The following is a 22,189-nucleotide window of genomic DNA, read 5'->3' on the forward strand; positions in this document are numbered from 1 at the left end:
TTAAATGTAAGAAAAACAAATAACCTACAAGGTTAATGATAGGTTAATACTCAAAATACTATTTAAGTAAAATGTTAAAACTTTATCTTTGTTTCTGATGATATCCAAGAGTAAAAAACTGATCTATCTTTTTGCCACTTTATTCCTTTTGTTATTGGGAATACAGGTTTATTTTATGTATAAAACTTATCAGGTTAAAGAAAGAGATATCTACCGAACAATTAATGAGAGAATTTCTAATTTTACCGACAGATTGGAAAATGTACATGACTCTCAGGAAATGAAAAGTGATTCGTTACAGAAAATTATTATCCAGTATTATAATAAAGAAATCAGTAAAAAGGAATTCATTCATCATTTCATGGAAGACAGAAAAGCTTCCAGGGAAAAGCTCAATCATTACGTAGATGACCGCTTAAAAAAAGATGGATACCAAATTTCTGTAAGGATTCAATACAACTCTATTCTTCACCTTCCGGACAGCATCAAAGTCATTGATAAGCCTATTGTCATTTATGAAAGTAAAGACAAGGTTAAAAAACCAAAGATCACCAGTACCGGAACCTGGAGAACCTCATCTACCAAGGAACTAAAAGGAAAAGACTCAATTAATGAAAGAGATACCTTTTTTGTAACAAGCCAGACTGATTTTGAAATTAAAAATATAAAAAGTCTTGTTTTTAAAGAGCTTACTTTACTGTTCATCTGCTGTATAATTCTGCTTGTCAGCGTACTTTTACTGTATATTTCCACAATTAAAAATCTTATTAAACAGCAGAAGCAGGTAGAAGTTCTCCACACTATTGTGGATAACATTTCTCATGAGTTTAAAACACCTATTGCCACGCTAAAAATAGCTTCCAAAACATTGAAAAAAGGCTGGAACCCAGAAACTCTTCCGCTTATTGACCGACAGATTTCAAGGTTAGAAAATCTAATGCTACAGTTGCATAAAGATGAGATGCCTGATGAAATGACTGCTGTAACTCCGGAAGATTGGGATTTCTTCGTTCAGGATCTGGCGTTTACTTATCCGCAGATAGATTTTAAATCTGAAAATAAAGTTACTGAAAAGCTTCCTTTTGATAAAAATCTCATGGAAACTGTAATTAAGAATCTTTGCGAAAACAGTATAAAATATGGCGCCTCTATGGTCACTGTAAGCACGAATATACTTTCTCAACATCTTGAAATCAAAGTTTCTGATAACGGGCAAGGTATGGAAAGCAGAGAATTAAAAAATATATTTGAAAAATTCTATCGAATACAATCTAATAATATTCATAACAGCAAAGGACTTGGGCTAGGACTTTATTTCGTAAAGAAAATAATCACTTCTTATCATGGTAAAATAGATGTTTCCAGCCAGCCCAGCAAAGGAAGTACCTTTAAAATATTCATCCCTTATGAAAACTAAAATCCTTCTGGCGGAAGACGATCCTGACTTTGGAATGATCCTTAAACAATATCTTGAACTGGAAGATTTTGAGGTTGACTGGTTCCAAAACCCGGAAGATATTATTCCTCTTCTCTCTTCTGATTTTCCTTTCCATATGGGAATTTTAGATGTTATGATGCCTAATATTGATGGGTTTTCACTTGCTAAAATGATCTTAAAGGAGAAAAAAGATTTCCCACTTTTATTTTTAACAGCAAAAAATCAGAAGATAGACCGATTAACAGGATTAAAGATAGGCGCTGATGATTATATTGCCAAGCCCTGCGATCCCGAAGAGCTGGTATTAAGGATTAAAAATATTCTGAAAAGAACCACACCTGCAATAGTGGAAAACCATGTGAATATCGGGCAATATTCTTTGGATACCAAAAAACTGCTGCTTTCTCACCCTAACGGAAATGTAAGAATGACCATTCGTGAACAGGAACTTCTTTTATATCTGTTGAAGCATAATCATTCCACCATTACCAGAGATGAGATTCTTGATCAGCTTTGGGAAACCAATGATTATTTTACAGGAAGAAGCCTAGATGTATTTATCAGCAGACTCCGAAAATATTTCAGCCATGATCCGGAAGTAAAAATCCAATCCCTCAGAGGAATTGGATTTGAAATTGATTTTCCAGTCAATTCATATTAAAGAGAAAGTTCTACAAGAACCGGGAAGTGATCCGACGGATATAGTAAATTTTCTCTTCTATCATTGATATGTCTGTGTGATTTAGTTTTAAAACCATTGGTAAAGATATAATCGATCCTTTCTTTTGGAATTTCATTAACATTAAAAGCTGTGAAAGTCCCTACCGGTCCGTAATGTTTGGTTTCAGAATGGTAAAAAGTATCTTTCATGTTTTGAGAAAGAATTTTAATCGGTTCAGAATCTTCTGTCAGGTTAAAATCTCCGCTTAAAGTTACCGGCAGATTTTTCGGATTAAGTTCTTTGATTTTTTTCAAGATCAATTCGGAAGATTTTACTCTTGCTACATTCCCGATATGATCAAAATGAAGGTTCATCGCAAGAAATTCTTTTTTGGATTTTTTATCTTTAAAAATGGCGTAGGTACAGATTCTGTTCAATGCAGCATCCCATCCTTTCGAAGGTTTCTCTGGGGTTTCCGATAACCAGAACGTCCCGGATTTTACAACTGAAAGTCTGTTTGTATCATAAAAAATAGCGGAAAACTCTCCTTTTTCTTTACCATCATCTCTTCCCACTCCGATATAATCGTAGTTCTTTAATCCGTTTTTAATATCTTTCATCTGCTCGGGAAGTGCTTCCTGAACTCCAAAATAATCGGGATGATAATATGTTAACAGATCGGCAACATTCTGCTTTCTCTCTGTCCAGGCATTTTCTTTATCCGATGCTACATTAAGCCTGATATTAAAACTCATTACGGTAAGGTCTTGTGAAAATCCCAGTGCAAAAAACATCAGGAAGATCATTGAAAGTCTGAAATTCATAGTCTATTTTATCAATTTGAGACAAAAATAAGACTTCTCTGTCATAGAGAAGCCTTATTCGTATCATTATATTGTTAAATTATTTTTAAACAGAGAAAAAAATAGCCATTATTCTTTGTTAAACTTAAATTCTTTTCCACCTTCTTTCAGGGTAATCGACTTTTTATCTTTACTGAAAACAATCGTCATATTGCCTTTATCAAAATAAAAGGTATTATCGCCGTTATATTCAAACGGAAATTCCATGCTACCATCTGCTGCGGCTCCATAAAGTTGTCCATTTTTTTCTTTAAACAGAATTTTAAGATTACTCTTTGGATCTGCATAAGTTCCTATAAAGTCTTTAGCATTAATTTTATCAACCTGTTTTGCTGTAGAGGCTGACCAGATATTATTTTTCATATTAATGTCCGGCACTACAGAATTTGGATCCAGCTTTACTTGGTCAATTTCTTTGCTAGAGTCTACCTTGAAGGTCCATTCTGTGTTTCTTTTCCAAACCTCAACAGGTATTTTAATGACTTTGGTTGTTCCGTCTTTAAATTTCACTTCTACGGTAGTAGGCATAGGCATCTGCTCAAGATTCTGAACAGTAATTTGTGCTCCGTTTTTGAAGTCTCCGTTGATATATTTTACATTTTTAACAGCCTGATCAATTTTCCATTTGTTGATAAACCATCCTCTCCAGAACCAATTAAGTTCTTCACCGGAAACATTTTCCATAGTATGAAAGAAGTCCCAAGGTGTAGGATGTTTGAATGCCCAACGATCAATATAAGTTTTAAAAGCTTTATCAAATTTTTCAGGACCCAAAACGGCTTCTCTTAAAACAGCCATCCCAGTTCCCGGTTTATAATATGCCAAAGCTCCGATATTCCTCTCTCTCATATTATCTGGTCCTACCATAATAGGCTCAAGGTTGTCACTCATCAGAAGAGATCCGGACATGGCAAGGTTTTCTTTGGTATAATATTCCCCATTATTGAAAGCTTTGGTGGATAATGCATTGATAAATGTATTAAAACCTTCGTCCATCCAGGCAAATAAACGTTCATTAGACCCTACGATCATAGGAAACCAGTTGTGCCCGAATTCATGATCCGTTACCCCCCACAAATCTTCACCTTTAGAATCCATATGACAGAAAACAATTCCCGGATATTCCATTCCACCTTCGTTTCCTGCAACATTGGTAGCTGCCGGATAAGTATATTCGTACCATTTTCCGGAATAATGTTCTATGGCAGCTTTAGTATATTCTGTAGATCTTCCCCATGCTTTATCTCCGGCACTTTCTACAGGATATGCAGAAATAGCCAATGATTTTTTACCGCTTGGCAGATTTATTTTAGCAGCATCCAAAATAAATGCTTTGGAAGATGCCCAGGAAAAATCTCTTGCCTGATTGATTCTAAACTTCCAGGTCTTTGTTCCTGTAGCTACATTTTTTCCAATTTCAGATTCAGGATGTATCATTACGGTCTTATCACTCCCTCTTGCCTGGTTCCACCTGCTGATTTCTTCTTTACTGTAGACTTCTTTTTCATTAAGAAGTTCCCCTGATGCTACCACATAATGACTTGCCGGGACGGTTATATTGGCTGTTATATTTCCATACTCTAAAAAGAATTCGGAGGCTCCTATATAAGGCAGTGTATTCCATCCTGTAATATCATCATACACACACATTCTTGGATACCATTGAGCAATCGTAAAAATGGCACCATTCTTTGTATCCTGCACTCCCATTCTGTCTGATCCATATTCAGGAGAAACAAAAGAATATTCAATACTGATTTTAGCAACTCCGCCTTTATCTTTTAATTCCTTTTGCAGATCGATCTGCATTCTTGTATCGGTGATCGTATATTTTACTACTTTACCATCTACTTTAACTGATTTAATATTGTATCCGCCGTTAAAATCTTCACCGTGAGCACCGTTTCTACTCCCAGATAAAGGAACCACTCCATTCCCACGGGAATCTTTTGCAAACAGATTCTGATCTAGCTGCAACCAGAGAAAGCCTAGTTTATCAGGGCTATTATTTTTATAAGTGATTTCAGCTGTTCCTGCAATTTCTTTTTTATCTTCATTTAAAGTTACATTCAAATGATAGTCGGCTGAATTTTGCCAATACGCATGCCCTGGCTGCCCACTGGCAGAACGGGTTTCAGTTCCTGTTTGCGGATAGAAAAAAGGTTTAAATGCTTCTACATAATCATATTTTGATGCCTCCTGCGCATAGAATGATTCTGAGAAAAGGAAAGCAGCAATGGTAGAAATAAGTACCGGAAGTTTACAATTCATCTCAAAAGTTTTTACATAGGTAAACAAAACTCCCGGATTTATCACAAATCCGGGAGCCTTTTTCAGTATAAATTTAATTAATTTGACTTTTTTGATTTAATCATTGCTTCCAATGCATCCCACATTTCACTCGGAATTGCTTCAAGCATATTAAATTCTCCTGCACCCTGTAGCCATTCTCCACCATCAATTGTAACAACTTCACCGTTCATATAGGCAGAATAATCAGAAACAAGATATGCGGCAAGGTTTGCAAGCTCCTGATGCTCTCCTACTCTTCTCAACGGCACTTTCTTTTTCATATCAAATTTTTCCTGAAGATCTCCAGGAAGAAGTCTATCCCAAGCTCCTTTTGTAGGGAAAGGTCCCGGAGCGATCGCATTGAAACGGATTCCATATTTTGCCCACTCTACCGCTAAAGATCTCGTCATTGCCAAAACACCGGCTTTTGCGCAAGCAGACGGAACTACGTATGCAGAACCTGTCCATGCGTAAGTAGTTACAATATTCAATACAGTTCCGGGAGTTTTAGAATCTATCCAATGTTTTCCTATAGAAAGTGTACAGTTTTTTGTTCCTTTTAAAACAATATCTAAAATAGAGTCAAAAGCTGAGTGTGTAAGCTTTTCTGTTGGAGAGATAAAGTTTCCGGCAGCGTTATTCAATAAAATATCAATCTTACCGAATTCTTTTAAAGTTGCTTCTTTCATTGCTTCTACCTCATCCCAATTCCTCACATCACAAGCCACACAAAGAACTTTTCCGCCAGTTTCATCTTCAAGCTCTTTTGCGGTAGTCTGTAGTTTCTCCAAGTTTCTGGAAGTGATCACTACTTTAGCTCCAAGCTCAAGAAAGTATTTGGTCATTGCTTTTCCAAGACCGCTTCCGCCTCCTGTTACAATCGCTACTTTATCTTTTAGTGCACCTTCGCGCAACATGGGTTGTGTATATAGACTCATAAAATATTTTTTCTTAAAAATAATAAATATTGAATGGATATTGTTTAAAATAACAGCATAAATAATGTTATAAATAATATTCGTTGATTTTTATTTAATTTTATCTCATAATAATCCATTTGTACATGAAAAATCCAGGAACTCCTGTTTTATTAGCATTACTTTTTTTAAGTATTTATTCTAAGGCTCAAAATTTCGAAAGACTCTATCAATATGTAAATCCATTAATCGGAACGGAGAAAATGGGGCATACTTATCCGGGAGCCACTGTTCCTTTCGGAGCAATACAATTAAGCCCGGAGACAGACACTATTTCCTACGAACTGAATGGTAAATATAATGGAGAAGTGTATAAATATTGCGCAGGCTACCGATATGAGGATAAAACTATTGTGGGTTTCAGCTCTACTCATTTCAGCGGAACCGGTCATTCTGATCTTGGAGATTTTCTGATTATGCCTACCGTAGGAACATTACAACTTAATCCCGGAACAGCTACAAATCCTGAAAAGGGTTACAGAAGCAGATTTTCACATCAAAACGAAAAAGCGGCGGCAGGTTATTACCGTGTAAAGCTTGAAGATCATAATATTCTTGCAGAACTAACGGCAACACAAAGAGTCGGGGTACACCGATATACTTTTCCAAAATCTGATCAGTCTCACATTATTTTAGATCTGATGGCTGGAATTTATAATTATGACGGAAAAAATATCTGGACGTATGCCCGTGTAGAAAACGGAAATACAGTTACCGGATACAGGCAAACCAATGGCTGGGCAAGAACAAGAACAGTTTATTTTGCGATGAAATTTTCAAAACCATTCAAATCTTATGGACAGAAAAATTATGATGAAAAACAAATTTATAAAGGATTCTGGAGAAAATTTGATCAGACTAAAAACTTCCCGGAGATCGCAGGAAAGAATCTGAAAATGTATTTTGATTTTGAGACCAATGAAAGTGAATCTATTGAAGTTAAACTTGCCATTTCACCCGTAAGTCAGGCAAACGCATTAGAAAACCTTCAAAAAGAAGCCGGAGATTTAACATTTGATCAGATTAAAGCAAAAGCACAACAGGATTGGGATAAGGAATTAAATAAAATCATCATTAAAGGTTCTGAAACTCAAAAGACCAATTTCTATACAGCTATGTACCATACTTTCATCAATCCGACAGTTTATATGGACGTCAACGGAAAATATAAAGGTCTGGATCAAAATGTTCATAAAGCAGAAAACTTCACCAATTATACTACGTTTTCCCTTTGGGATACTTACCGAGCACTTCACCCGTTCTTTAATATCATTCAGCCTAAACGGAATAATGATATGGTAAAATCGATGATGGCACATTACAATCAATTTTCTATGAAAATGCTACCGATATGGTCACATTATGCCAATGACAATTGGTGTATGAGTGGTTATCACAGTGTAAGTGTCGTAGCAGATGCTATTATTAAAGGAAATTATGATGGTGATCCTAAAGAAGCATTGAAAGCGTGTGTTGCCACTGCCAATAAAAGAGATTATGAAGGCATTGGGCAATATATTGATCTTGGTTATATCCCAGCTGAGAAAAATGGCACTTCAGTATCCAATACATTGGAATATGCTTATGATGACTGGGCTATTGCTCAACTGGCAAAGTATTTAGGAGAGACAGAAATTTATAATCAGTTTATCAAGCGTTCTGAGAACTGGAAGAATAATTTTGATAAAACAATCGGCTTCATGCGTCCTCGTCTCGCTGATGGAAGTTTTAAGAAAGATTTTGATGTATTAAGCACCCATGGACAAGGATTCATTGAAGGAAATTCCTGGAACTACAGTTTTTTTGTTCCACAAAATCCGGCTGAACTTATTACGATGATGGGTGGTAAGAAGAAATTTGCTTCTAAACTGGACGAACTGTTTACCATGCATTTACCTGATGAGTTTTTTGCATATACCGAAGATATTACCCGAGAAGGAATTATTGGAGGTTATGTTCACGGAAATGAGCCGGCTCATCATGTGGCATATCTTTACAATTGGGCTGGACAACCATGGAAAACGCAGTCACAGATCCGTCATATTCTGGAAATGCAGTATAAAGCAACTCCTGATGGATTAGGCGGCAATGATGATACGGGACAAATGAGTGCATGGTATATTTTAAGTTCGTTAGGTTTTTATCCGGTTGCTCCAGGTTCAGAAGACTATTCCATCGGAAGCCCGGCAGTTGATCATGCTGTTTTAAATTTAGAAAATGGGAAAACCTTTGAGATTGAAGCTATCAATCAAAGCCCACAAAATGTATATGTTCAAAAGGTTCTTTTAAATGGAAAGGAGATTAAAGATTTTACATTGAAGCATTCTGAGATTATGAAGGGTGGAAAGCTTAGTTTCTATATGGGAAATAAAGCTAAAAAATAAGCACACTTAGAATTCTAAATGATCTCTCGCAGATTATACAGATAGAGCAGATAATTATGTTTTAAAATCTGCGTGATCTGTGTGATCTGCGAGAAATAAAACTATTATTTAGAACCACATTATTAATAAGTTTTGGCTAAAGCCAATGGAATATATGAAATAATAAAAGCGGGCTTTAGCCCGCTTTTATTGAATTTATTATTTTTCTGAACACTTTTCTTTGTATAATTTAGTTCCTTCTGTTTGTTCTAGATCTTTTAGTCTTTTTAATACAATACAAGCGTCTGAAACATTATTCTGAGCTAGTAAAATAGACTGTGCATTATATAAACTATCAGTATTGGTATTATCATATTCATGAGCTTTAATGAAGAACTCAATGGCTTTATCGAACTTTTGATTACTTATAGCTTCCAATCCTTTCTTATAATTTTCTATAGAAACAAGCCTATTTTTTATATTGATTATCGGTCCTTCATTTTCTTTTTCTTTATTAGAAACCCTATTGTAAAAAACTATTTTACCTACGCCATTATCAATTTTACTTTTAAAACTATAGGGAATAATAATTTTTTCAAAATTTTCAAATCCTGTCAAGTTCCACATTTTATAATTTTTTTCCAGTGTAGTTCTGAATAAATCTATACTTATCTGATTTTTTTTATTTTGTTCTTTAGGATCTGTTACGACTTCAATACTTTCTTTTTTAGGAAAAATCCTAATTTCTCCATCTACAATAAAATCATGGATATACTTTTTTTGTAAGTAAGTTTCTATCATTTCAGAAACAATATCTTTTGTCAATGTTGGTACTACTTTAGGAGAAGTAATTACAATTGAATCTCCGGTAGCCTTATTCGTAAAATCTTTCATAAGAACAGAGGTTTTCACGAACCAAATCTTTTTTATTTTATCCGGTAAAGTTTCTCCCTGTGTCTTTTGTATCACAACCAACGAATCGAACGTGAGCTTTTCAATTTGATAAGTCAGTTTATCAGATCTATTGATTAAACTCTTATCAACGTCAAAATCAATACATTTTTTTTTCTCTGTAATCCAAGGATCAAGATATTCACAGATTTTCTTATCATTAAATTTCCAAACTAAATATTCGTAGGGACCTTGTGATAAATCCCTACTTCCATTAAGCATTTTTGACTTTACTTTTGTCCACGAAGAATTCGGAAGGAATTGAGTATTTACCTGCGCATTGATATTGCAAAAAATGAAAAGAAATAGAATTAAAAGAGATCTATACATCGTTATTTGTTTTTAGTTTTTTTGAAGTGCAAAACTACATAAATTATCAGTATTCATTACCAACAAAAAAAGAGCGAATTTATCGCTCTTTATAATATTTATAGTATATTTTTAATTTTAACCTTCCTGAACTTCAAAAAGCAATCTCTCTCCAAACTTCTCTTCAGCAATTGTTCCGTTATCATAAACCAGATGTCCGTTTACAAAAGTATGGGTAACTTTTGTGTGGAAATTACTTCCTTCTAACGGGCTCCAACCACATTTGTATAATAAATTGTCTTTTGAAACCGTCCAATCTGCATTTAAATCTACTAAAACAAGATCTGCTTTATAGCCCTCTTTCACAAATCCTCTTTTCTCTACTCTGAAAAGAATTGCAGGATTATGACTCATTTTTTCAACAATCTTCTCAAGAGATATTTTCCCATTCTTATAATTCTCTAACATTACAACCAATGAGTGCTGTACCAATGGAGCTCCTGAAGGACATTTCGTGTATACATTATTCTTTTCTTCAGCCGTATGCGGAGCGTGATCTGTAGCAATAACATCAATTCTGTCATCCAGCAAAGCTTCCCAAAGAGCGTCTTTATCTTTTTGTGTCTTTACTGCAGGGTTCCATTTGATCAAGCCGCCTTTTGTTTCATAATCTTCGTTAGTAAAAGTCAGGTGATGTACACATACCTCAGCTGTGATCTTTTTATCTTTTAATGGAATATCATTTCTGAAAAGCTCCATTTCTTTAGCTGTTGAAAGATGGAACACGTGAAGTCTTGCCCCTGTTTTCTGAGCCAGCTCAATCGCTTTGGAAGAAGACTTATAGCAAGCCTCCTCACTTCTGATCAAATGGTGAAACTTTACAGGAATATCATCACCATACTCATCCATATATTTCTGAGTATTAGCTCTGATGGTAGCTTCATCTTCACAGTGAACAGCGATCAGCATTTTAGTATTACTGAAAATATTTTCCAGTGTTTCAGGATTATCCACCAACATGTTTCCCGTAGATGAACCTAGGAATAATTTAATTCCTGGAACATTTCTTGGGTTTGTTTTTAAAACTTCCTCAAGATTATCATTCGTTCCTCCCATCATAAAACCATAATTGGCATATGCCTTTTGAGAAGCAATTACATATTTATCAGCTAATAATTCCTGTGTAACTGCATTAGGAACAGTATTTGGCTGATCGATAAAACTTGTTATTCCTCCAGCAATTGCAGCTCTTGATTCACTTTCAATATCTCCTTTATGAGTAAGCCCAGGCTCACGGAAATGCACCTGATCATCAATTACTCCCGGTAAAAGATATTTTCCGGAACCATCAATAATCTGATCGGCATCTTCAGAAATACCGATTGCTATTTTAGAAATTAAATCATTCTCTATTAAGATATCGCTCTCAAAGGTTTTTCCTTCATTGACGATATTTACATTTTTGATTAGGGTCTTCATTTTACTTTTTAGAATTATATTAGATCGTAAAAGACAACACTTTAGAAATATTTATGAGAAGTAAAAAAAACAGTTACTAATTTTCAATTTCTAAAATCTGACTTCTATAAAAAGCAAAATTAAGGTTTATGAATGAATTTTAATATCACCCATTACAAATCAATTTCTAAATATTTACATTTGCATAAAATTTTTCGAATTGTATAAGAAATTATTTGGACAGACGGCAGTATATGGACTAAGTTCTGTATTAGTACGAATTTTCCCATTTATCATTGCTCCAATTGTTACCTCATTTTTTGGACCTGCAGCCTCATCTCCATTTGTAGACTGGTATTCTATCGCAGGGGTAATCACAGTATTACTGACTCACGGAATGGAAACCTCTTTCTTCCGTTTTGCACAGGAAGAGAATATTGATAAGAAAACATTAATTTCAACATGTTCGGTAAGTATTATCAGTATTGGTCTTATTTATCTTATTTTAGGATATGTTTTCCGCTATCAGCTGGCACAGGCATTTGAAACACCAGATCAGGTCAATTTCCTTGTTATCTTTTTGTTCATTCTTTCATTGGATGCTTTTGCCACCATTCCATCAGCAATTCTAAGACTTCAGGGCAAGCCCTTTAAATATATGCTTTCAAAAGTAGCAGGTTCAACTGTCTATTTTCTATTGGTTCTATTTTTCATTAAATGGCTTCCGAAACATCCTGAAGGTATATTAGGCTTAAAGTACAACCCTGATTTTGGAATCGGATATGTTTTCGTTGCCAATCTTATACAAAGTATCATCACCCTTTTAATCGTAGGAAAAGAATTCTTCAGCTTCAGTTTTTCCAAGTTTGATTTCAACTTATGGAAAAGAATTATGAATTATTCATGGCCCGTTATGATTGCTGGTCTTGCCGGTATTGTAAATCAGACCTTAGACAGACAGTTTCTGAAATATTTACTTCCTGGAGAAGAAGCACGTCACCAGATCGGTGTATATGGTGCAGTCTATAAAATTGCAACTTTTATTACCGTTTTCAGACAAGCATATCAATTGGGAATAGAACCTTATTTCTTCTCAAGTTTCAAAAACAAAGATTCTCATAAAACCTATGCTGTACTGATGGACGTTTTTGTAATTTGCAGCTGTATTATTTATATGGGACTTATGGTAAACCTTCAATGGATCTCAGAAAAATATCTTGGGAACCCTCTTTATTATGAAGGGATTAAAATCATTCCTTTTGTAATGCTTGGAGCTTTATTCTTAGGAATTTATCTGAATCTTTCTATATGGTATAAGCTTTCTGATCAGACAAGAGTTGGATTATACATATCTATTATTGGAGCATGCATTACCATTCTAATCAATTTTCTGTTCATTCCTCAATACGGATATTGGGCAAGTGCCATGGCGGCATTGATAACATTTACTTCTATGATGGTTATTTCCTACATCTGGGGACAAAGGCAATACCCAATTCATTATAACACAGGAAAAATAGTAATGTATCTTGCCTTTACCATTACTTTTTCATTACTATCCTTCTATGAATTCAGAACCAATTATCTGATAGGAAACCTTTTCCTTATTTTATTTCTGTGTCTCGTAGCGTTCAAAGAAAAGGCTATATTATCTAAAATTATTAAACGAGGGTAAAAATTGGTCTCTCTTTTGATCGTTTTTAAGCTTAAAAAACATTAAACAGAGTTGTTGGATATACTAAATATTATATTTATAAAACATTTTTAATTATTATATTTAACAAAGAAATAAACTATCTATAAACAAAAAACATTGTTATATCATCTATGAAAATTATTGTTCCTATGGCTGGACGTGGTTCCAGATTACGTCCACATACACTGACAGTTCCAAAACCTCTTATTCCTATTGCAGGAAAGCCTATCGTACAGAGATTGGTGGAAGATATTGCTAAAGTTGCAGGAGAAGAAATTGAGGAGGTAGCATTTATCATCGGAGATTTTGGTCCGGAGATTGAAAAGTCTCTTCTTCAGATTGCTGAAAAACTAGGAGCAAAAGGAAGCATATATTATCAGAACGATCCTCTTGGAACAGCTCATGCAATCAAATGTGCTGAACAGTCTATGCGGGGAGATGTTGTTATCGCTTTTGCTGATACACTTTTCCGTGCGGACTTCCAATTAGATAAAAACTCAGATGGAGTAATCTGGGTGAAAAGCGTAGAAGATCCATCTGCTTTCGGAGTGGTAAAACTGGATAACTATGGTTTCATTACAGACTTCGTTGAAAAACCGACAACATTTGTATCAGACCTTGCTATCATTGGTATCTACTATTTCAACAGTGCTGAAAAACTAATGAATGAGATCAATTATATCATGGATAATGATATTAAAAACGGAGGAGAATATCAATTAACAACTGCTTTAGAAAACCTTAGAGCGAAAGGAGCTAAGTTTACTTTAGGCAAAGTAAATGACTGGATGGACTGCGGTAACAAAAATGCTACAGTAGAAACCAACAGTAAAATCCTTGCCTATGAGAAGGAAGAAATGTCACAATATCCGGCATCCGCTGTTATTGAAAACTCTTTGATCATTCCACCGTGTTTTATCGGTGAAAATGTTAAGATTTCCAATTCTAAAGTAGGACCTGGTGTTTCATTAGGAAACAATACCACTGTTGTAAATTCTAATATCGAAAACTCTTTGATTCAGGAAAACACAAGAATCAACCATGGTAACCTGTCCAATTCAATGATTGGGAACTCTGCACAATATTTTGGAGTAGCAAGAGAAATTTCTTTGGGAGACTACTCAGTTTTGGATTTTCTTTCAAAATAAATAAGATTAGAAATTCTTTAATTTAAATAAGACATCTTCAAACCACACAAAATGTTTTGTGTGGTTTGGCGTTAATATTGCTCCGTTTTTTTAATTGAAAAAAGATAAATACATGAAAAATTGGATCCCCCTTCTTTTATTACTTCTCTCTCTATCATCATGCAAAACGCGTAATGCCGCAAAAAATGATACAGGCAATGCACGGGATAGTATTACGACAACAGAAGATAATAGAAATCCAAAAGACGTAAACCAACCGGTAAGAGACAAACTTACCTTTTACGAGCATGTATTGATTCCGCCAAAATTCGATCAGATCAAGATTGACAGTAAGGTTCGTGTGGAAACAGGCAGTTTCGTTCCAACATTAGATGCTACTATTTATATTGAAAATGATAAAAAAGTATGGATGAACCTTAGAGCTCTTTTCATTAATGTAGCTAGAGGAATTGCAACGCCGGACGGAATAAAAGGACAGGATAAAACAAGTAAAACGTATATCGATTCCGATTTTGAATATCTTAACAATTTATTAAACGTTAATTTCATTGATTATAAATCTCTTGAAAAAATCCTTTTAGGGAGAACCTTCGTAAAGATCAGCGATTCACAATTTACCTTAACTCAAAATGCACAGGGGTATAAAATGGTTTCTAATGTCAATCAAAAAATTGTAACAGATGAGAAAACAAGAGAATATAAAATTGCCCTTCAGTACGATACCAATTATGATTTATTAAGCGTCAACCTAAAGGATGTTTTATCACCTGATGAATTAGAAATATCTTACAGTGACTGGAATGAATACAATGGAATTCGACTTCCGCAAAATGTTAAAATAATTATAAAAGGTTCAAAATCCAGTCAAATTTTACTAGAAAATACGAAATTTGACTTTTCGAGGATGGAAACACCTTATTCTGTACCATCCAGTTATAAGAAAATTGAGATTAAATGATTAAAAAATTTAGCTTTTTAATAGGTGTTCTTATGTTCGGGCTGCACCAGGGACAACAGAAAAAGGAACAACTGCAGAAACAGAACGCCGAACTTAAAAAACAAATTGCACAGATAAATACGGATTTAGCTAAAACAAGAAGCGAATCCAAACTTTCTATATCCTATCTTACCAGCGTTAATCAAAAGCTAGTTTTAAGAGAAAAAGTCTACAATAATACTCAGAAAGAAAAGAGATTTATTGAAGATGATATCTATCTTCGCCAGCTTGAGATCAATCGCCAGAATAAAGAATTGGCTGTTCTTAGAAAGAATTATGCTGAAGTCTTGGTAAATGCTTATAAAAATAAAGGGGTACAGAACAAAGTAACCTTCATCCTTTCTTCTAAAAATCTGGGTGAAGCAATACGAAGAGTACAATACCTGAAGCAATACTCAGATTATCAGGATAAAAAAGCAGCTGAAATATCTGACGCTGCTAATCAGATCAAAAAATCAATTACTCAGAAACAAAACTCTGTAAAAGAGAAAGAAAATCTTCTTGTAAACCAACAGAAGGATTTGGCGACCATTAACGCAGAAAGAGCTCAAAAAGAACAATTGGTAGCTGATTTTAAAAAGAATGAATCGAAACTTACTGCGGAACTAAAACAAAAACAGGTTCAGTCCAAAGCTCTTGAAGGACAGATCAGAGCGATTATTGCTGAAGAAATCAGAATAGCAAAAGCTGAAGAGGAAGCAAGAAAAAAGGCTGAAGCAGAAAAAATCCGTTTAGCTAAACTTGCTGCAGAAAGAGAAAAAGCAAGAATTGAAGCTGAAGCAAAAGCAAGAGCCGAAGCACTGGAAAGAGAAAGAAGAATAGCTGAAGCTGAAGCTAAAAGAGCGGCAGAACTTGCTGCTAAAAGAGCCGAAGAAGAAAGAAAACGTAATGAAGAAGCGGCAAGAGCTGAAGCTAATGCAAGAGACGAAGCAAGAAAAATTGCTGCGAAAAAAGCATCTGATGAAGCGGCAGCCAATGCAAAAGTAGCTGCAGATAAGCTGGCAGCAGCCAGAGCAGCAGAAGCAGCCCTTACGAAAAGAAAAGAAGAAGAGAAAAAAGCAGCAGAATCTAAAGCGATGACAAGCTATGGGGTGACTACAGCAGCTGGAAGCAGTTTTGCAGATAACAGAGGAAGACTTGGTTATCCAGCAGACAGAGCCGGGCAAATCACTCACCGTTTTGGAAGACAGCCACACCCTGTGTTCAAAAATATTACGGAAGAAAATAATGGTATTAAAATTTCCGTACCATCAGGAACCCGTGCAAAATCGGTATATCCAGGTTCGGTATCTTCTGTATTGGCAAATAATGACGGAACTAAAACGGTTATCATTAAACACGGAGGCTATTTTACAATTTATTCCAACTTAGGAAATGTAAGTGTTTCCAAGGGACAGCAGGTTTCGTCAGGAACTCCTGTAGGAACTGTAGCCCAGGATTTTGATGGTGCTTATACCCTTGATTTCCAAGTATGGAACGGAAGTACGCCAGTTGATCCACTAGGTTGGATTTCATATTAAAAAAAGTGTAACTTTGCAAAAATTTTAAGAGATGAATACACTAACAATACTTGCCTTATCTTGGCAACACATCCTTATCGTAGCAATACTTTTAGTATTACTTTTTGGAGGAAAGAAAATTCCGGAATTAATGAGAGGAGTAGGTTCAGGAATCAAAGAATTTAAAGATGCGGTGAAAGAAGAAGACAAACCAGGTTCTGAAAACAAATCGTCTTCTACAACAAATAATAATAATTCTTCCAGCAACTAAAATTCCTTAGAATTAATGAAATTTACTGAGACTGCATGGAAAGTCTTCAATCAATCTATTGAAGACTATCACGTGTCTGATGACGTTAACACTCTAATTAATAACCCGTTCGAAAAAGATAGTTTGGAACGGATTTTGTATGCAAAGAACTGGATTGATACCGTTCAATGGCATTTAGAAGATATTATTAGAGATGAAAATATCGATCCGGTTGAAGCTCTTCAATTAAAGAGAACAATAGACGCCTCCAATCAGAAAAGAACTGATCTGGTAGAATATATTGACAGCTGGTTCCTTAATAAGTTTGAAAATACAACTCCTAAACCTGACGCAAAGATAAACACAGAAACTCCCGCTTGGGCAGTAGACCGATTATCTATTCTTGCATTAAAGGTTTATCATATGTCATTAGAAGCCAATAGAGAATCCGCCTCTGAAGAGCACAGAAATAACTGCCAGGCTAAACTGGATGTTCTGCTTACCCAGAAGGAAGACCTAACAACTTCTATAAATCAGTTGCTTGCTGATATTGAGAACGGTAACGTTAAGATGAAGGTATACAAACAAATGAAAATGTATAACGATGAAAGTCTTAACCCAATCCTTTATCAAAAAGGGCAACAAAAATGAAAAGACTAGTTTTTTTTGGAGTATTATTAATATTAACATCTTCCTGCGCAACGGAAAAGCTTAACCTTTCTCCGCTGTCAAATAACTTTTATAGCGATACAAAAGGATCTGATTCTGATAGAGGCTCAAAGAAGAGTTTTAATATCAATATCAAGGAAAACGTAAACGCTTCTGAAATTTCAAATATTATATCAACTTTTCCAAAGTTTAAAAACAATGGACTGAATGATGAAATAACAAGTTTGAAATACAGCCTTCAGAATTATTTATATGCTATAGACGCCAATAATTCTTCAGGTAAAAGCAGAGCACTGAAAAGCTTCGAAAAATCTTACAGAAAAATTCAAAAGCAAAGACAAAGCCTTGAGAAAGATGATGATGAAGTTCTAAACCGGTATTTGGTTCGTTTAAAAACCAATATCTCCGTTATTGAAGACGCTTTACCAGGAAGTTAAAAACTAATTGAATTATCAATGATTAAAATTCAGGCGGAAGCCAATGTTCCTACCGAGCACGGTACTTTCCGAATGATCGCTTTCTCCGAAAATGTAAACGATTGGATGCCTCACATGGCTATCGTTGCTGAAAATACGGATTTTTCCAAACCAGTAAATGTTCGTTTTCATTCAGAATGTATTACAGGAGAAGTTTTCCATTCAAAAAAATGTGAATGTGGTCAGCAACTAGATGCTGCTATGAAATATATTCATGAGAACGGAGGTATCATCATATATCTTCGTCAGGAAGGTAGAAACATCGGTATCATCAATAAGCTAAAGGCTTATTCATTACAGGAAAAAGGACTTGATACAGTACAGGCAAACCTTGAATTAGGACTTCCTGCAGATGACAGAAACTTTGGAGTAGCTATTGAAATTCTTAATTTATTAGATGTAAAAGATATCAACCTCCTTACCAATAATCCTGAAAAGGTAAAATATGTGGTAGACAGTAATGTTCATCTGAACGCCAGAGTTCCTTTACAAATCCCGGCTAATGAGATAAGCAAAGGCTACTTAAAAACTAAAAAAGATTTCTTTGGACATCTGCTTGATGACAATGATAAATAAACTATCATAAATAATAAAAAGCTCTAAAAAAATATTTTTAGAGCTTTTTTTATCCTCTATTCGATCAAATTATTAATTACACATATACATTTCACACATTAGTGTATTTTTTCTAAATTATTATATTTGCCTCAAAATTATACCATGAAAAAAACACTAATTATTTTCTCTAGTATTTTATTATTAGGCTGTACAAGTACAAATGATCTTATTTATTCTCAAGATGAAGCTTTGCCTCTTACAACCGATCTGGATCAATCTGTAAATTCTCATTCAAAATTATTAGCTAATGGTCTTGGTGAGGTAACTCTTATGGATTTAAATATAGAGAGATCTCTTATAAATCCAGATGGCGGTGGATGTACTTTTACAACTGGGTATAGTGTTGAAAATATACATGAATCCACAGCAGCATTTGGCCCCAACCCACTCTCGTTTTTGGGTTATACATTTAGAGGATATGGAAAACCTAGAACTGATGGATTTCTTTGGAAGGGTATAAGAATTAACATTGAGAACCTCCCTAAAACAACCATTAATAGAGGCCAAACCACACTTACCAATAATCCTCAATCAAATGCAATTTCTATAGAGCATCCTTTTAAGGCAAATGTAACTTATCAAATAACATTAAAGGCATGGATTACTGATCATATCTGGGAAACTAAAAATAATAACAGAGATAATAGATTGGATGATGATGATTATGATGTACCTCAAAGTGAAGGATTCCCCACAGTTGGTATAGAGTTAGCCAACAGCCCTACTATTAATGGTGATGATCCTTGTGAAGCAAGACCTTTTGTTCAACCTTCACCTTTTGTAGTAAGAAACTACTATAAATCTCAAAAAGTTATATTAACAAAACCATACTCCGATATAAAAGAAATGACATTTAATTTTTCTACAAAAGAATCTAAAAATGCATTTATAATTTATTTCTTGCCTGAACTTGCAGAAAGAGGGGCAGCATTCATACCAAAAAATGCTTTTAAAATTTCTCTTAGCAGAATCAAAATTGTAGAAAAGCCCTTTGATCCTTCCCATGTTGTAACCTCCACCTCACCTTGCAATAATAATGGAGGATTCAGATGTCCTTAATATATCCAAATATTACATAAATCAAAAGCCCCGGAAGATTTCTCCCGGGACTTTTTTAATTATAAAAAACTGAAAAGATATTTACTAATTTACTCTTGTTACTGGAACATGAGAATCATCTAGATTGTAGTATTTAACAACAGCATTATAGTCACTATAGTCTACATCTGCTTTTCTAGCTCTACTACCTGATCCATTTGCTGGTACAAGTACAATTCTAAAAGTTTGATTTGTTAAATACTGATTAGTTTCACTAGATGTCATTTCTGTTGACTGATTAAAATTTGCTTTAGTTTCAACATTTACATTTCTTGTATCAAACTGAAAGTTATAATCTAGTTCTCTACCTGTTGGATACCCATTTACATTATCAAGATAATATGTTTTAGGAATTTGTTGCCAAAGATTCCCTTCTCTTCTATACACAAGAACTACATCTGTGCTTTCGATATTAATACCCTGCGTTAATCTAAAGTTATTTCCGCTACTAAAAGTCCCTGTTGCATCCTGCATTAAGCTTATTGTATCACCATCTCCAACAACATTATCATTGTTATCACAGCTCATAACGAATAAACCAACAAATGCTAGCAGTATAAGTGGAAGAATTTTTTTCATTTTTATAAAAGTTTAGTTATTATTTATATTGCGTATTCAAATCATATACCAAAAATTTCAAAAACTTTGTTTTCGTCAATTTTTTTAATTGTATTTTTGTTCTTATTCAAAAAGTCATGAAGAAATTATTATATACTTCAATCTTTATTGCTGCATTGATAAGTCCTAAAATCAATGCCCAGTATCAGCCTAAAAACACTTCTAAGGAAGATCTCAAAAAAGCTCAGGAATGGGTAGATAATACCTATAAAAATCTATCTCAGGATGAAAAGCTGGGACAATTGTTTATTGTTGCACTTTATACCAATAAAGGAGAAAACTATATCAATCAGGTAAGGAATATTGTTGCTAATGATAAAATAGGTGGTTTAATCTTAATGCAGGATGATGCAGCAAAAGAAATCAATCTGGTTAATGAATTTCAACAGACTTCTAAAATTCCGTTAATGATCGGAATGGATGCTGAATGGGGATTATTCCAAAGAATTGCAAGAGCACATAAATTCCCTTGGGCAATGACTCTTGGAGCTATTCAAGATAAGACTTTAGTGTACCAAATGGCTGCAAAAATAGCAGAAGATTGCCACAGAATGGGAATCAACTGGGATTTTGCACCTGTTGTAGATGTCAATACGAATCCAAATAATCCTATTATTGGTAACAGAAGTTTTGGTTCTGAAGTAGATAATGTGATCAGCTCTGCTCTCTCCTACTCAAACGGACTTCAGGATAACAATATATTGGCAGCCATTAAACACTTCCCTGGTCATGGTGATACAAGTACAGATTCACACCTTGATCTTCCGGTAGTTTCTCACAATATGGAAAGATTGAGTTCAATAGAACTAGCACCTTTCAAAGCTTTGATGGGCGAAGGAATCGGAGGAGTAATGGTCGCGCATCTATATGTTCCCACGCTGGAATCGGGAAAAGGAATTCCGGCTTCTGTTTCGAAAAATATTATTACCGGTTTATTGAAAGGTAAATTAGGCTATAAAGGTCTAATCATTACTGATGCCTTAAATATGGGAGCAGTTGCCAATAAGTATAAACCTGGTGAATTGGATGCCTTAGCATTTAAAGCAGGTAACGATATTATGCTTTTCTCTCAGGGAGTTTCTGAAGGAAAAAAACTGATCCAAAAAGCTATCGATAGTAAAGAGATTCCTCAATCCAGAGTGGATGAAAGTGTAAAGAAGATCTTATTGACAAAATATTTCTTAGGACTTACAAAATATACTCCAAAGAATCCGGAAAACATCAATGCTGATCTTGATAACAGTTCTCACACAACATTAGTTCAAAACCTTTACGCCAACGCATTGACCTTAATAAAGGATGAGAAAAACCTACTCCCATTAACAGGAAAACAGGTTTATTACATTCCTTTGGAAGAAGCGCCTTATCAGGCTTTTGCCAATAAAATGGGAGCCAATATTGTTATTAAAAAAGCTAACGAAATCAACAGCATCCCCGCAGGTTCTACAATAATTGTAGGACTTCATAAGGATAATTCAACAGCTTATAAGCCTTATAAAATTTCTGAAGAATCGAAGAAAGTACTTGCAGACTTAACAGCTAAAAAACAAAATATAATCCTTAATGTATTTGGAAGTGCCTACGCTCTAAAGGATCTTGATATCTCAAAAATCTCAACAGTTCTTGTTTCTTATGAAAACAATGACGATTCGATGAATGCGACTGCAGATGCTTTACTGGGGAAAACAAAAATATGGGGAAAACTTCCTGTTTTAGTTAACGATCAGTTGAAAGCAGGAATGGGTATAGACCTGGAGGCTAACGTTCCTACTCCTGTACAAAATAACACAACATCAAAACAAAAATAA

The 22,189-nt window shown here is 34.6% G+C and carries 19 protein-coding genes; 13 read left to right on the forward strand and 6 right to left on the reverse strand.

The genetic code is table 11. The features are described 5' to 3' along the window. Positions 1-97 precede the first annotated feature (97 nt). Complete coding sequence (locus BW983_RS20790; protein ID WP_076553716.1) at positions 98-1,417, forward strand: sensor histidine kinase; 1,320 nt, start codon at positions 98-100, stop codon at positions 1,415-1,417. After that, positions 1,407-2,099 carry a response regulator transcription factor gene (locus tag BW983_RS20795; RefSeq protein WP_076553717.1) on the forward strand — a complete coding sequence of 231 codons (693 nt, stop codon included), beginning with the start codon at positions 1,407-1,409 and terminating at the stop codon, positions 2,097-2,099. The genes BW983_RS20790 and BW983_RS20795 overlap by 11 nt, the downstream gene beginning before the upstream one ends. Here the strand turns inward: BW983_RS20795 and BW983_RS20800 are convergent. The 3 genes from BW983_RS20800 to BW983_RS20810 all read right to left on the reverse strand — a co-directional run bounded on the left by BW983_RS20800 (position 2,096) and on the right by BW983_RS20810 (position 6,192). Next, a complete protein-coding gene (locus BW983_RS20800) occupies positions 2,096-2,923 on the reverse strand; it encodes an endonuclease/exonuclease/phosphatase family protein (RefSeq protein ID WP_076553718.1) in 828 nt (275 codons plus the stop codon). The two genes, BW983_RS20795 and BW983_RS20800, sit on opposite strands and share 4 nt — an antisense overlap. 108 nt (positions 2,924-3,031) lie before the next feature. Next, the gene (locus tag BW983_RS20805) at positions 3,032-5,233 is read right to left on the reverse strand and encodes a M1 family metallopeptidase (RefSeq protein ID WP_076553719.1); all 2,202 of its coding nucleotides are present in this window, start codon (positions 5,231-5,233) and stop codon (positions 3,032-3,034) included. A 77-nt stretch (positions 5,234-5,310) separates the two neighbouring features. Then, positions 5,311-6,192 carry an SDR family oxidoreductase gene (locus BW983_RS20810; protein ID WP_076553720.1) on the reverse strand — a complete coding sequence of 294 codons (882 nt, stop codon included), beginning with the start codon at positions 6,190-6,192 and terminating at the stop codon, positions 5,311-5,313. Positions 6,193-6,317: 125 nt separating this feature from the next. On the opposite strand from BW983_RS20810, the gene BW983_RS20815 reads away from it, so the two are divergent. Beyond that, positions 6,318-8,615: a GH92 family glycosyl hydrolase gene (locus BW983_RS20815; protein WP_076553721.1), complete on the forward strand. Its 2,298-nt coding sequence runs from the start codon at positions 6,318-6,320 to the stop codon at positions 8,613-8,615. Between the two features lie 198 nt (positions 8,616-8,813). On the opposite strand, the gene BW983_RS20820 is transcribed toward BW983_RS20815, so the two are convergent. Beyond that, entirely contained in the window at positions 8,814-9,875 is a 1,062-nt protein-coding gene (locus tag BW983_RS20820; RefSeq protein ID WP_076553722.1) for a tetratricopeptide repeat protein, read from the reverse strand. Between the two features lie 117 nt (positions 9,876-9,992). Next, the gene (locus tag BW983_RS20825) at positions 9,993-11,333 is read right to left on the reverse strand and encodes a dihydroorotase (RefSeq protein ID WP_076553723.1); all 1,341 of its coding nucleotides are present in this window, start codon (positions 11,331-11,333) and stop codon (positions 9,993-9,995) included. Between the two features lie 199 nt (positions 11,334-11,532). On the opposite strand from BW983_RS20825, the gene BW983_RS20830 reads away from it, so the two are divergent. The 9 genes from BW983_RS20830 to BW983_RS20870 all read left to right on the forward strand — a co-directional run bounded on the left by BW983_RS20830 (position 11,533) and on the right by BW983_RS20870 (position 19,724). Beyond that, positions 11,533-12,987: a lipopolysaccharide biosynthesis protein gene (locus BW983_RS20830; protein ID WP_076553724.1), complete on the forward strand. Its 1,455-nt coding sequence runs from the start codon at positions 11,533-11,535 to the stop codon at positions 12,985-12,987. Between the two features lie 152 nt (positions 12,988-13,139). Beyond that, positions 13,140-14,156 carry a sugar phosphate nucleotidyltransferase gene (locus BW983_RS20835; RefSeq protein ID WP_076553725.1) on the forward strand — a complete coding sequence of 339 codons (1,017 nt, stop codon included), beginning with the start codon at positions 13,140-13,142 and terminating at the stop codon, positions 14,154-14,156. A 112-nt stretch (positions 14,157-14,268) separates the two neighbouring features. Next, the gene (locus BW983_RS20840) at positions 14,269-15,114 is read left to right on the forward strand and encodes a lipoprotein insertase outer membrane protein LolB1 (RefSeq protein WP_076553726.1); all 846 of its coding nucleotides are present in this window, start codon (positions 14,269-14,271) and stop codon (positions 15,112-15,114) included. Next, the gene (locus BW983_RS20845) at positions 15,111-16,673 is read left to right on the forward strand and encodes a murein hydrolase activator EnvC family protein (RefSeq protein ID WP_076553727.1); all 1,563 of its coding nucleotides are present in this window, start codon (positions 15,111-15,113) and stop codon (positions 16,671-16,673) included. The genes BW983_RS20840 and BW983_RS20845 overlap by 4 nt, the downstream gene beginning before the upstream one ends. 31 nt (positions 16,674-16,704) lie before the next feature. Then, positions 16,705-16,923 (forward strand): twin-arginine translocase TatA/TatE family subunit, encoded by a 219-nt coding sequence (locus BW983_RS20850; RefSeq protein ID WP_076553728.1) that lies wholly within the window; start codon positions 16,705-16,707, stop codon positions 16,921-16,923. Positions 16,924-16,938: 15 nt separating this feature from the next. Next, complete coding sequence (locus BW983_RS20855; protein WP_076553729.1) at positions 16,939-17,553, forward strand: DUF4254 domain-containing protein; 615 nt, start codon at positions 16,939-16,941, stop codon at positions 17,551-17,553. Continuing rightward, complete coding sequence (locus tag BW983_RS20860) at positions 17,550-18,008, forward strand: hypothetical protein (protein ID WP_076553730.1); 459 nt, start codon at positions 17,550-17,552, stop codon at positions 18,006-18,008. The genes BW983_RS20855 and BW983_RS20860 overlap by 4 nt, the downstream gene beginning before the upstream one ends. 18 nt (positions 18,009-18,026) lie before the next feature. Then, the gene (gene ribA / locus BW983_RS20865; RefSeq protein WP_076553731.1) at positions 18,027-18,623 is read left to right on the forward strand and encodes a GTP cyclohydrolase II; all 597 of its coding nucleotides are present in this window, start codon (positions 18,027-18,029) and stop codon (positions 18,621-18,623) included. Positions 18,624-18,767: 144 nt separating this feature from the next. Continuing rightward, positions 18,768-19,724 carry a hypothetical protein gene (locus BW983_RS20870; protein ID WP_076553732.1) on the forward strand — a complete coding sequence of 319 codons (957 nt, stop codon included), beginning with the start codon at positions 18,768-18,770 and terminating at the stop codon, positions 19,722-19,724. A gap of 84 nt (positions 19,725-19,808) precedes the next feature. On the opposite strand, the gene BW983_RS20875 is transcribed toward BW983_RS20870, so the two are convergent. After that, on the reverse strand, positions 19,809-20,342 hold the full coding sequence (locus BW983_RS20875) for a hypothetical protein (RefSeq protein WP_076553733.1): 534 nt from the start codon (positions 20,340-20,342) through the stop codon (positions 19,809-19,811). Between the two features lie 116 nt (positions 20,343-20,458). Between BW983_RS20875 and BW983_RS20880 the strand changes: the two genes are divergently transcribed. Further along, positions 20,459-22,189 (forward strand): glycoside hydrolase family 3 protein, encoded by a 1,731-nt coding sequence (locus BW983_RS20880; RefSeq protein ID WP_076553734.1) that lies wholly within the window; start codon positions 20,459-20,461, stop codon positions 22,187-22,189.

Source organism: Chryseobacterium ureilyticum, assembly GCF_900156735.1.
Taxonomy (GTDB): domain Bacteria; phylum Bacteroidota; class Bacteroidia; order Flavobacteriales; family Weeksellaceae; genus Chryseobacterium; species Chryseobacterium ureilyticum.